The following is a 12,122-nucleotide window of genomic DNA, read 5'->3' as shown; positions in this document are numbered from 1 at the left end:
GACAGTGCGCTGCACGTGATGGCCGGCATCGCTTCATCACATGACGGCATGTCCGCCGCCAGACGGAAGCGCTTTGTGAAAAAAGAACGATTCGTTTCGGTGGAGGAATTGACGGAGAAGATTTTACGAGGGTCCCGTCTCCATTTGGCAAAAGGGATAACCCTGCTTGAAAGCATTACTTCGCAAGATAAAGAAGCAGGACAACAATTATTGCTCAATGTACTGCCTAAAACGGGAAACAGTATTCGCATTGGTATTACAGGCGTGCCTGGAGCAGGAAAAAGTACTTTTATTGAGGCGTTTGGCTTGATGCTCGCCAATGCAGGCCATAAAGTAGCAGTTCTTGCGATTGATCCGAGTTCTACCGTTACTGGCGGGAGCATCCTAGGTGACAAAACCCGGATGGAAGAACTGGCAAGGCATCCAAATGCTTTCATTCGGCCTTCACCTTCTGCGGGGACGCTTGGAGGCGTTCATAAAAAATCGCGGGAAACGATGCTGCTTTGTGAAGCCGCTGGATATGATGTGATCTTGATTGAAACGGTCGGCGTCGGGCAAAGTGAAACCGTCGTCCGCGGCATGGTCGATTATTTCATGTTACTCGTCTTGACCGGTGCGGGGGATGAATTGCAGGGGATGAAAAAAGGGATCATGGAGCTGGCAGACGGGATCGTCGTTCATAAGGCGGATGGGGACAACTTGAGACTTGCCAAAAAGACGGTTAAGGAATATCGTCAGCTACTGCACTTCCTGCAACCCGCATCACCTGGATGGACGTCGACAGCCTTACCAGTTTCATCGCTCCAACAGACCGGACTTGACGAAGTGTGGAAAACGATTTTGACGTTCAAAGAAACAATGGAAAGGACTGGTCATTGGGAAGGGCGGCGGCAATCCCAAACAAAAGATTGGTTCCGCTCCATGATCAATGATCGGCTTATTGATGCATTTTTTGCAGAGCCAGGAAAGAAAGAAGCCGTCGCGGAACTCGAAAAGGGCTTGCTTGAAGGAACACTCACAGTTACGCATGCGGTAGACCGGTTGTTTAACTAATTGGCATTCCATAAAACGGACTCCACAATTGTTTAGGAAGTCCGTTTTTTCAGTTAGCAAACTGACAACAGATCGAGAGGGATAGATAAATGTCTCATTTAAAGCAAGAAAAAATCATTCAAAGATTAGAGAACCATTTGCGGATGACTTCAAGACAGTTGATAAAAATGGATACGGAAGAGGAAGCGATCCAATTTTTAATCGACTCCTTCAAATCGAAATTTTACTGTGATTTTGTTGGAGTTGTTTTGGAAGAGCAAGAACAATTTATACTGAAAACACGGACAGGTCATATGGACAATGTGAAAAAAATCTTTCCTTTGTCGATTCAAAAATGCTCGCCTTTATTATTAATCCAAAGTTTACATAATAATGAAACTGAAAAACTCGAAGACTGTGAAATGACCGAAAAATTAAAAGCATCGGGCGTTAAAACTTGGTTTACGGTGCCTTTAATGGATGATGTGAAAGGTTTGGGCTATTGCATCATTGGTTTTTTCACCTATGTTCCTTTACTTGAAATGGACCGAATCTTCGATGAGTTTGGAAAGGACGTGGCGGTCGCCATTTCTTTAGCTAGGCGAAAAGATCAGCAATCTAAAAAGATTGAAGGTATCGAATGGATTAGTCGAAACTTATCCATTGACCGGACGCTGGAAGGGAATATTAGTGAATTTACTTCAAGGGCTGCAAAAGGGACAAATGCAGCATCTGCCTGCATCTATCTATACAATGAAAAGGACAGTTGTTTCGAATTGCAGAAGCCCGTTTTCGGTGCAGTGGCATATGTGCCAAAAGTCTACTTGAATCATAATAATGCACTGATCGAGTACTTTTCCTATCTTGAGCAAGCGGGAGGGCGGCAATTGACCATCCCGATTGTTATAGATTTGAAGACAATCGGGGTATTGCATATTGAAGATAAAAATTCAGGACTTTTATTTTCAGAAGATGATGTCAACTTGTTGAAATTGTTGAGCGAACATATTGCAGTTTTGTTGAAAAATGCTCAATTGTACAATGCGGAGAAAGATCATCGGGAACGTTTACAGCTTCTCCTCGATTACCAACAGGCACTTGTAAAAGAAACGGTTGTCCACGATGATTTTCATGGTGTCACCGAGATGCTTAGTGAAATGTATGCGTGTTCTGTCATATTATTAGATCGTTTTTTTCGGCCGCTCTCCTACAAATTAGAGGAAAGTGATCATGAAATGATTGAAAGATTCATGGTGGAAGCAGAACAAAATCGAATTGCGACAAGGATTTTTAAAGTGTTCGAAGAAGAGGAACGTCCTTTTTCCGTGTGGCCGGTCAATGGCGTGAATGCATTGCTAGGCTATTTAGCGTTGCGTATTGATGAAGCGCAGATTGATGAGTTTGATCGTTTGACGGTGGAATTGGCACGGAATATTTGTTCAATCCAATTTATCAAACAAAAACTTGTTTTAGATGCCAATGAACAAGCGAAAGACACCTTAATGAGTAAGCTATTGGTCGAAACGATTGAGGATGAACAAAGCATTTTACAATATGCGAATCTATTCCAATGGAATATTTATCAACCACATCGTGTTGCAAATTTATCAATCAATTTGAACGAATCTGAAGTGGAAGGCTTGAATTTATTAGAACAAAAATCGAAAAAATCAATCGTATGGGATTATATTACAGACGAAGTTATAATGAGCTGGCAAGGCGTTATGACAGCTACTTTTAATGAACAATATTTGTTCATCGTCCCGGTTAAGGAAATCAATAAACGTCATCAATTTTGGGCAGAATTTTATAAAAAAATTCAGTTGGCCGTTTCAAAAAGTACAATTGATTGTGAAGTATATTTAGGTATCGGTAGTCGAGTAGAAGAATTGAAAAAATACTATAGTAGCTATGAACAATCCCTGCAAGTATTGAATGTCGTGAAAAATCGATTTCAGACAAAGGGGTACGCCCTGTTTGAAGAATTGGGCTCCTATACGCTTTTACATCATTTGCATCATCCGGTTGTCAATATCTTTATGGAAAATCAACTGGGTGCTTTACTCTCATACTCTGAAGAAAAGAATATTGACTTGTTTCATACGTTAAGTGTGTACTTGCGGAATAATGGTAATGCCAAAGGTACGTCCGAAGAACTATTCATCCATCGGAGTTCATTGATTTACCGTTTGGAGAAAATTGAAAGTTTACTTGATGTGGATTTGAATGATTCCGAAACACGCTTTAATCTAATGATGGCGATTAAATTATATGATATGAATCGACAGGCTTATTCATGAGCCTGTTTTTTCATCGTTAAATACGAGGAAAATCCAAAAAGGAATTCCTACATGTTGTACGTATCATTCGAAAAGTGGGAAAATTATAATAAATATATACTTTTATGGAGGGTTACATAAAAGAGGGTCCAAATACCGATTGCTTCAAATAGTTCTTTTTAACTTGCTTCAGCAGAAGTCTACTACTTCTATAAGGGGCAATATGAATGCTAGATATGGTTTTAATTCAGTGGAGGTCAAAACCCCGGCTGAACCAAGTTAAAGCCTCCGGCGGATGTCACAGATTTTGAAGGGAGTTAATTGCGCTTATCTAAGTGCCTTAATTTCTGCAAAAAACGCAGAAATTAAGGCAAATCGAACCCTTCGCTGTTCGATTCGCAATTCAAAATCCCGACGCAATTACGCCGAGGCGTAATTGATATGGGAAGAAGGAGCTGGAATGAATGGAAAAAAGAAATGAATTGAGTGTCTATGGATTGCTTGATTATGTCAGTGCTCAATTACCTGCTGCTGAAGCCATTTATGACTACAATACTCCTCGAAAAACGTATCAGTCGTTAAAAAACGATGTGGATACCTACGCTGATCGATTAGCGGCTAAGGGAATTGGTAAAGGCGATCGAATTGCGGTTTCCTTGCCGAACTGGTACGAAACAGCAGTTTTACTATTTGCAGCAGGGAAAGTCGGAGCGATCACAGTTCCGTTCAATCCAGGGTACAAATCACATGAAATCAATTATATTTTAAGAAAGTCAACACCGAAAGCGCTGTTCATTACAGAAAAGTTCAAAGATAGTATGTCTTACGAGGAAGCGCTTGCACTCGTTCCGACAATCGTGAGTGTAAAATTTCGTGAAGAGCGCATTGATGCACTTGAGGATTGGTTGTGTGAAGATGTACCGAAAATAGGGAAGGTGGAAATCGATCCGAAGGAAGATATCTATCTCATTTTATATACATCGGGAACGACAGGCGAACCAAAAGGGGTCATGCTGACTCACCAAGCTTGTGTCATGTCAGGGAATGCGGGCGCGGACATACTTCAGTGTTCAGGAGATGATGTCCTCCTTGTCACTGCGCCTTTGTTCCATATTTTCGGAATTGCAGTGAACTTGTTTTTGGCTGTTGCATCAGGTGCACGAATGGTGTTTTTGGAAAAATATAATCCTGAACACGTCTTTCAAATAACCGAGAAAGAAAAAGTGACGATTAAACAAGCCGTCCCGACAATGTACCTAAAGGAACTTGAATTTGAGGACTTTGACAAGTATGACCTTTCTTCTTTGCGAACGGGTATTGTCGCAGCCGCACCCATCTCACCGGATAAAGTCAAAGCTATTCGAGAGAAGTTCAATATTAATCTTCTTCAAGCGTTCGGAACTTCGGAAACGGCAACTACGACAATAGGCGCTTTGGACGATTCGGAAGAGAAAATTCTCTCAACACTGGGGAGACCGGTTAAGGGTGTGGAATTAAAAATTGTCAACGCGAATCGGGTTGAAGTCCCTGCAGGAACAATAGGGGAAATCGCCATTCGGGGCGTTGCGAATATGAAAGGGTATCATCAGATGCCCGAACAAACGGCTCAAGTCATGGACCACGAAGGATGGTATTATTCCGGGGATTTAGGGAAAGTCGATGACGAAGGTTTTCTTTATTTTGTCGGACGTCAAAAAGAAGTGGTCATTCGTGGCGGATTCAATATTTATCCGCAGGAGATTGAAAACTTGATCATGCAACATCCCGCAATAGATACTGCGATCATCATTGGTTTGCCGGATGAAGTATTAGGAGAAACCGTGTGCGCTGTCATTAGATGTCTTCCAGGTGAAAAATGTACAGAACAAGAGATTTCAGACTTTTTAAAACCGAAAATTGCGACCTATAAATTGCCGAATCGAGTTCTTTTTATAGATGAATTCCCATTGATGGCAAGCGGCAAAATCCAGAAGGTCAAAATGAAAGAATTGATTTTGAAAGAAGCGAATAGTCTTGTGTGAACTTGTTGCACCGAGATGAGAGAGAATGTAGAAAATTGGAGGAGATTGTATGGCTACAAAATATTCATTCAAAGTGAGATGGGGAGACACCGATCCAGCAGCAATTGTCTTTTTCCCTAATTTTTATAGATGGATGGATGAAGCGACACATGAGTTTTTAACAGAATTAGGGCTTCCTACATCCGAATTAATAGAAAAAGAAAAAATCGGGGCACCACTATTGGAATCCAATTGTAAGTTTAAAACGCCGCTTGTGTTTGATGATGAAGCTTTCGTCATAACGGAAGTAGCTGAAATCCACAATAAGGTGTTCAAATTGTCCCATACATTTTACAGGGGAGAGACATTCATCGCTGAAGGATTCACGTTACGCGCTTGGACTTCCTTCAATGGAAAACCGAAAGCGATCACGATTCCACAAGAGATTCGTGAAAAGTTGAAAGCGCATCAGAAAGCCGATTTAGTTGCACAAACGAGTTAAGATTGAAGGCAAGATAATGGGGTTACCATTGAAATCTAGCAGTAGAAGTGGAGAAACTGTTTTCCTTTGAAATCTTCACTTCACTGTTTTGTGTAACCGCTTTCAATTATTGTGTGGCTTTATCAAGCCATTAGGCGAATTGAATAGAATTGATTTCCTGAAAGGGGTGATTAAAGACGAATCTATGAAAGTTGGAAAACAAATTCTGGAGGAAGCTTTCAAAATACAGTAAACAGAATATGGACTTTAGGGGTGGAAGATTGAGATGAAACAAATGTTAAAGGGGAAAGTAATTGCACTGCTTAGTCTTGCTTTTCTTTTAATCATGGCTGGTTGTGCAGAGGAAAATGTGGCTAGCGGCGAAAAAGGAGAAAGCTCGCAAGATGATGTGATAAAAATGGGATTACTTCTTGCAGAAACAGGGCCGGCTTCGACACTGGGTGCTTCCCAAGTAAAAACGGTGAAGTTATTGCAAAAACAATTGGATGAGGCAGGACCGATTAACGGTAAAACGATAAAACTGATCCAATACGATTATGAAACGGATGATACAAAAGCGGTCGTTGCGATGGACAAGCTCCTTTCTGAAGGTGTTGTTGCAATTAACGCGGCCACTCAATCCAGTACAACGACGGCTGTTATGCCAAAAGCGATCGAGGCAAAAATACCATTCCTCGCAGGGGCACCGATCGATGTAGAAAATGAATATGTGTATAGCACGGTTCATTCTCCTAGAGTCATTGCAATGCCGATTGTCGACTATTTAAACAAACAAGGGATTAAGAAAGTGGCATGGTTAAACGCCGCGGATGGATTTGGCGTGACGGGCCTTCCAGCGTTCAAAGAATTGGCTAAGGAAAACGGTATTGAGATTGTCGCGCATGAAGAGTTCGACGCAACTGCGACCGATATGACCATCCAATTGACGAAAGTTCGCAGTAAGGATCCCGAGGCGATCATTGTGTGGTCAAGAACGCCTGGAGCCGGGATTATTGCCCGCAACTTTAAAGCACTCGGTTTCGATATTCCGATGATTCAGAGCACAGCTGCGGCCAATGAAGGCTTTTTAGAACAAGTGAAAGATGACAATGAGAATATTTTTGTCGTCGGCAGTAAATTGAGTGTTCTCGATCAATTACCGGACTCAGAGCAAAAAGAGCTTTTGAAAGAATTTAAAGAGGCTTATGAACAGGAGTTTGGAGAGGAACCAGATTTGTTTGCGGCGCATGTTGTGGATGGTGTCTATGCATTCGTTGAAGCAGTGAAAGCCGGAAATACGACAGCCGAAGAAATCCATCAATATTTGGCGAATGATCTAGGGGCTTTTTTAGGCGTTACTGGGACGTATAACTTTTCTGAATCCAGAATAAGTCCTGAACCCGATGGGATCTCTGTGTTAGCAATTGAAAATAATACGTGGAAGTATATCGAGTAAGAAAAACAGAAAAGCCCTGCGGTAAGGTACTGAATTTGTTGCAGGGCTTTTTCGAAAAGGGGTTGCTGAAAATGGATCTGTTTTTACAATATTTGATCACAGGGCTTACAGTCGGCAGTATCTATGCTTTATTAGCTGTCGGCTTTGTCACAATTTATAACGTTACTGGTGTATTGAATCTGGCTCAAGGAGAATTTGCGATGATCGGGGCATTATCGTGCGTGACTTTGGTTAATCTAGGCATCCCGATTTTAGGTGCTATCCCTTTAGCTATTTTAATTACTGCCATCATTGGCTTCGGGGTTGAAAGATTGGCGATTTATCCAGCTAGGAATGCGACGCCGATCATCTTGGTCGTCATTACGTTAGGTGTATCCATTTTCCTGAAAGGGATGGGCTTGATCATTTGGGGATCGTCTCCGAAATCTTTGCCACCTATTGTCGAGAGTCGATCAATTCAGTTTTTTGGAGCGGTCATCAATTCACAAAGTATTTGGATTTTCATTTTATTATTTGTCTTATTAATCCTTCTGTATTGGTTTTTCGATAAGACATTTATCGGTTCAGCGTTACGGGCAAGTGAAAAAAATCCACACGCTGCTAGCTTAATGGGCATCAATACAAGCACGATGTCGACCATTGCGTTTACGATTGCAGCAGCATTAGGTGCAATTGCAGGTGTGATGATAGCCCCTCTGACTGATGCTACGTACGAAATGGGCTTTTTTATCGGCATCAAAGGCTTTGTTGCCATGATTTTCGGTGGAATGCATAGCGTACCCGGGGCTGTAGCGGGCGGTTTGTTATTGGGGGTCATTGAAGCTTTTTCGGGAGGCTATATATCTACGTATTATACGGACGCGTTGGCATTTGGCTTCTTGTTGCTCGTTCTGTTCTTTAGACCACAAGGATTGTTTATGAGAGCAACTGGAGAACGTGTGTAGAAAGGAGGGGGCATTCAATGGAGAAAGTGGAAGCAATTTTATACGGGAGTCGCTGGAAAGGGTTTCTTGGCTTTATTGCATTGATATGTTTATTGCCGTTTTTTATCAGTTCGCAATATATTTTCACGCTATTCATACTAATAGGGATTTATTGTATTGTTACAATCGGTTTAAGCCTGCTGATCGGTTATGCAGGGCAAATTTCGATTGGCCATGCTGCATTTTTTGGAATTGGTGCGTATGTTTCGGGTGTATTGACAGCGAAGCATGATATGTCTCCATGGCTGGCGATGGGAATTGGAATGATTGCCACATTTCTAATTGCTTATATGATCGGCATGCAAGTATTGAAATTGAAAGGGCATATTTTGGCATTAGCAACGATTGCCATTAACATCATTGTCTACATTTTATTGGTAGGTCTGAGCGATATTACGGGAGGAGCAAGTGGGCTGATCGGCATCCCGAACTTATCATTGTTCGGCTTGGAGTTAGGCAACCAATTACATTACTACTTCCTTGTTTGGGCATTCGTTTTCTTAGTGATCTTATTTTCTACGAATATCATTCGTTCAAATGTTGGGCGGGTGCTGCGAAGCATTCATGATAGCGAAATCGGAACGGAAACGTTAGGTGTGAATGTAACGAAGTATAAGATCGCCATTTTTGCGCTTAGTGCAATGTATGCCTCGCTGGCAGGCAGTCTGTATGCACATTATATCAATTTCATTGCCCCACCGACTTTTAATGTTTCATTTTCCATCTTACTATTGGTGATGGTCATGGTCGGTGGCGTTCACTCCATTTGGGGAGCGATGATCGGAACGGCTGCCATTATGTTTTTGAATGAAGTCATCCGTTTTGTCGGCCATACGGTTTTCAATATTAGTGGAGAGGTCGAGATTGTCGTCTATGGATTGATCATTGTCGTTGTTATGATCTTCATGCCAAAAGGCTTGATTGGCGTGCTAGACATAAGAGGAAAGTTTGCGATCAAAAGTGCGGCAAAGAAAAATGTAGCTTCTGAGAAGGGAGTCTGACAATGGGGAACTTACTTGAAGTGAAAAACCTAACAAAAAAATTCGGCGGCGTTACCGCAGTCAATGATGTCAGCTTCCAAGTCGGCGAGGGTGAAATCGTGGCGGTTATCGGCCCCAATGGCGCAGGGAAAACGACATTGTTTAATATGATTTCATCCTTTATCCAACCGACCGTTGGGGAAGTGTTATTTAAAGATCAAAAATTGACGGGGAAAAAGATCTTTGACTTAGCTCCTTTAGGGATCTCTAGGACATTTCAAAATTTGCAGATCTTCAGTAATATGACCGTTTTGGAAAATGTCATGATGGGCACTTCTGTGAAATTGAAAACAAATGTTTTCAGCGCAGGTTTTCGGCTCCCAGTCGTAAAAAGAGATGAAAGCAAGGCTTATCAAGCAGCATATAAGGTGCTGGAAATGATGCAATTGACTCATTTAATGCATGAACAAGCAGGACAACTCTCTTACGGACAGCAAAAGAAAGTGGAATTTGCACGTGCGATTGTGTACGATCCTGCACTGATTATGTTGGATGAGCCGATGGCGGGTTTGAATGATGCCGAAACAAATACGATGGCTGGTTATATTAGTGATTTAAAAAAGAAAGGACATTCCTTTTTATTTGTCGAGCACAAAATGGCAACGATCATGCAAATCGCGGATCGGATTGTCGTCCTCGATTTCGGGACAAAGATTGCAGAAGGGACGCCAGAGGAAATTCAGAAAAATGAAAAGGTGATCAGTGCCTATTTAGGCGAGGAGGCGATTTGATGTTTGACGTTCAAAATTTAAGTACACGGATTGGGAAGATTCAGATTTTACACGCACTGGACTTTCATGTAAACAAGGGGGAAATCGTGTCCATTATCGGAGCCAATGGTGCGGGGAAAAGTACATTGCTGCATACACTGGCAGGCATCTATTCACCATTTGAAGGGAAAGTGACGCTTCAAGACGATACCATCAGTGGATTGCCAGCCTATAAAGTGGTCGGCAAAGGACTAAGGCTTGTTCCTGAGGGGAGGCAAATCTTTCCCGGCCATACCGTCAAGGAAAATTTAACGTTAGGAATCTATTCAAAATATTATAAGGATCGTAAATATGTTGAAGAAAACCTGGAAAGAATGCTGGAGTTGTTTCCGGGACTAAAAAAACATTACCAAAACTTAGGTGGGAATTTAAGCGGTGGAGAGCAGCAGATGTTGGCAATCGGTCGGGCGCTCATGTCAGATCCAAAAATCATTTTATTAGATGAGCCTTCAATGGGATTAGCGCCTAAAATTGTCAATGAAATTCTCGAAATACTCATACGGATCAAAGAAGAGATGGGCACAATGGTTGTCTTGGTTGAACAAAATGTCAAGGCTGCACTCAAAGTGGCGGATCGGGCTTATGTCATGGATCAAGGAAGATTTATCATGAACGGAACGAACAAGGAAATCAGTTCCAACCCTGAAGTGAGATCCGCTTACTTAGGGATAAAAGTGGGGTAAATGGAATATTTATTTGCAAGGAAAGCTGGGTAGACATTAACAAGGGAGAGATATGTATGAAAAGAAATTTTAAAGGAAAAGTAATACTATTTTTAGCATTGACTTTCCTATTAATGATTGCGGGATGTGGAGGTGGAAATGCCCGGAATGCGACCGCAGATATTAATGATGAGGAGGTTGTAAAAATCGGTGTGATTGTTGCGGAAACCGGGCCAGCTTCGACACTTGGGAGCTCGCAAGCGAATACAGTGAAACTATTGCAAAAGCAATTGGATGCAGCGGGACCAATCGATGGGAAGACAATTCAGCTGGTTAAACATGATTATGAAACAGATGACACGAAAGCAGTCGTAGCAATGGACAAGCTTATTTCAGATGGTGTGGTAGCAGTAGTCGGAGCAACACAATCAAGTACATCAATGGCCATTATGCCAAAAGCAATCGAAAAGAAATTGCCATTATTCACGATTGCTCCGATTGAATCGGACAGTGAGTATGTTTATAGCATGGCACATAGCACAACTGTCATTGCAATGCCAATCGTCGAGTATTTAAACAAGAACAATATTAAAAAAGTAGCATGGCTGAATGCTGCGGATGGTTTCGGCGTAACAGGTAAACCTGCATTTGAAGCATTAGCAAAGGAAAATGGCATTGAGATTGTTGCTCATGAAGAGTTTGATGCAACGGCAACGGATATGACAATCCAATTGACAAAAGTGCGTAAAACAGATCCAGAAGCAATTATAGTTTGGTCGAGAACACCTGGAGCTGGCATTGTCGCACGAAACTATAAAGCACTTGGGTTCGATATTCCGATGATTCAAAGTACAGCTGCGGCGAATGATGGTTTCTTGGAACAAGTGAAAGATGACAATCAGAATATTATGGTCGTCGGAAGTAAGTTAAGCGTTGTCGATCAATTGCCAGACTCTGAGCAAAAAGAAATCTTGAAAGGCTTCAAAGATTCCTATGCAGAAGATTTTAACGGAGAACCGGACTTGTTTGCAGCGCATTTGTTGGACGGTATTCAAGCCATTCTAGAAGCAGTAAAAGCAGGGCATGTAACATCAGAAGATATTCAGCAATATTTACAAAATGACATGGGCAAATACTTAGGTGCGACAGGAACATTTGATTTTGGCGTATCCCAAGCTAGCCCTGAAGCAGATGGTATATCGGTTATTAGTATTGAAAATAATACATGGAAGTACAATGACTGAACACAAGATGAGATTTGTACTGAATTAAGGAAACTGGATTGCACCAAAAAAACTGGCGTTTCTTTCTGAATTAGGGGAAAGGAACGCTGTTTTTTATATTGTAAGAAAAGATGTAATCCGGAAAAACGCAGAAGTCGTATCATGTGAAACATACTACCTAAACTTTAGAAGTCAA

At 41.6% G+C, this 12,122-nt stretch carries 10 protein-coding genes; all 10 read left to right on the top strand.

Annotated elements, in window-relative coordinates:
• Nucleotides 1–18: 18 nt before the first annotated feature.
• Entirely contained in the window at nt 19–1,053 is a 1,035-nt protein-coding gene (meaB, locus tag MHZ95_RS13720; protein ID WP_239391487.1) for a methylmalonyl Co-A mutase-associated GTPase MeaB, read from the top strand.
• An 89-nt stretch (nt 1,054–1,142) separates the two neighbouring features.
• Complete coding sequence (locus tag MHZ95_RS13715; protein ID WP_239391347.1) at nt 1,143–3,332, top strand: helix-turn-helix domain-containing protein; 2,190 nt, start codon at nt 1,143–1,145, stop codon at nt 3,330–3,332.
• 443 nt (nt 3,333–3,775) lie between these two features.
• Complete coding sequence (locus tag MHZ95_RS13710; protein ID WP_239391346.1) at nt 3,776–5,332, top strand: class I adenylate-forming enzyme family protein; 1,557 nt, start codon at nt 3,776–3,778, stop codon at nt 5,330–5,332.
• A 49-nt stretch (nt 5,333–5,381) separates the two neighbouring features.
• Nucleotides 5,382–5,813: an acyl-CoA thioesterase gene (locus MHZ95_RS13705; RefSeq protein WP_239391345.1), complete on the top strand. Its 432-nt coding sequence runs from the start codon at nt 5,382–5,384 to the stop codon at nt 5,811–5,813.
• Between the two features lie 265 nt (nt 5,814–6,078).
• The gene (locus MHZ95_RS13700; protein ID WP_239391344.1) at nt 6,079–7,248 is read left to right on the top strand and encodes an ABC transporter substrate-binding protein; all 1,170 of its coding nucleotides are present in this window, start codon (nt 6,079–6,081) and stop codon (nt 7,246–7,248) included.
• A 71-nt stretch (nt 7,249–7,319) separates the two neighbouring features.
• Nucleotides 7,320–8,192 carry a branched-chain amino acid ABC transporter permease gene (locus tag MHZ95_RS13695; protein WP_239391343.1) on the top strand — a complete coding sequence of 291 codons (873 nt, stop codon included), beginning with the start codon at nt 7,320–7,322 and terminating at the stop codon, nt 8,190–8,192.
• A gap of 17 nt (nt 8,193–8,209) precedes the next feature.
• A complete protein-coding gene (locus tag MHZ95_RS13690) occupies nt 8,210–9,232 on the top strand; it encodes a branched-chain amino acid ABC transporter permease (RefSeq protein WP_239391342.1) in 1,023 nt (340 codons plus the stop codon).
• A 2-nt stretch (nt 9,233–9,234) separates the two neighbouring features.
• Nucleotides 9,235–10,002, top strand: a complete 768-nt coding sequence (locus tag MHZ95_RS13685) for an ABC transporter ATP-binding protein (RefSeq protein ID WP_239391341.1) — start codon at nt 9,235–9,237, stop codon at nt 10,000–10,002.
• Nucleotides 10,002–10,724 (top strand): ABC transporter ATP-binding protein, encoded by a 723-nt coding sequence (locus MHZ95_RS13680; RefSeq protein ID WP_239391340.1) that lies wholly within the window; start codon nt 10,002–10,004, stop codon nt 10,722–10,724. Before MHZ95_RS13685 ends, MHZ95_RS13680 begins: the two co-directional genes overlap by 1 nt.
• 56 nt (nt 10,725–10,780) lie before the next feature.
• Nucleotides 10,781–11,947, top strand: coding sequence for an ABC transporter substrate-binding protein (locus tag MHZ95_RS13675; RefSeq protein ID WP_239391339.1), 1,167 nt, complete (start codon nt 10,781–10,783; stop codon nt 11,945–11,947).
• The last annotated feature ends 175 nt before the right edge of the window (nt 11,948–12,122 follow it).

It is taken from the genome of Sporosarcina sp. ACRSM, from assembly GCF_022346545.1.
Taxonomy (GTDB): Bacteria; Bacillota; Bacilli; order Bacillales_A; family Planococcaceae; genus Sporosarcina.
This window is presented reverse-complemented; position numbering and strand designations above follow the sequence as displayed.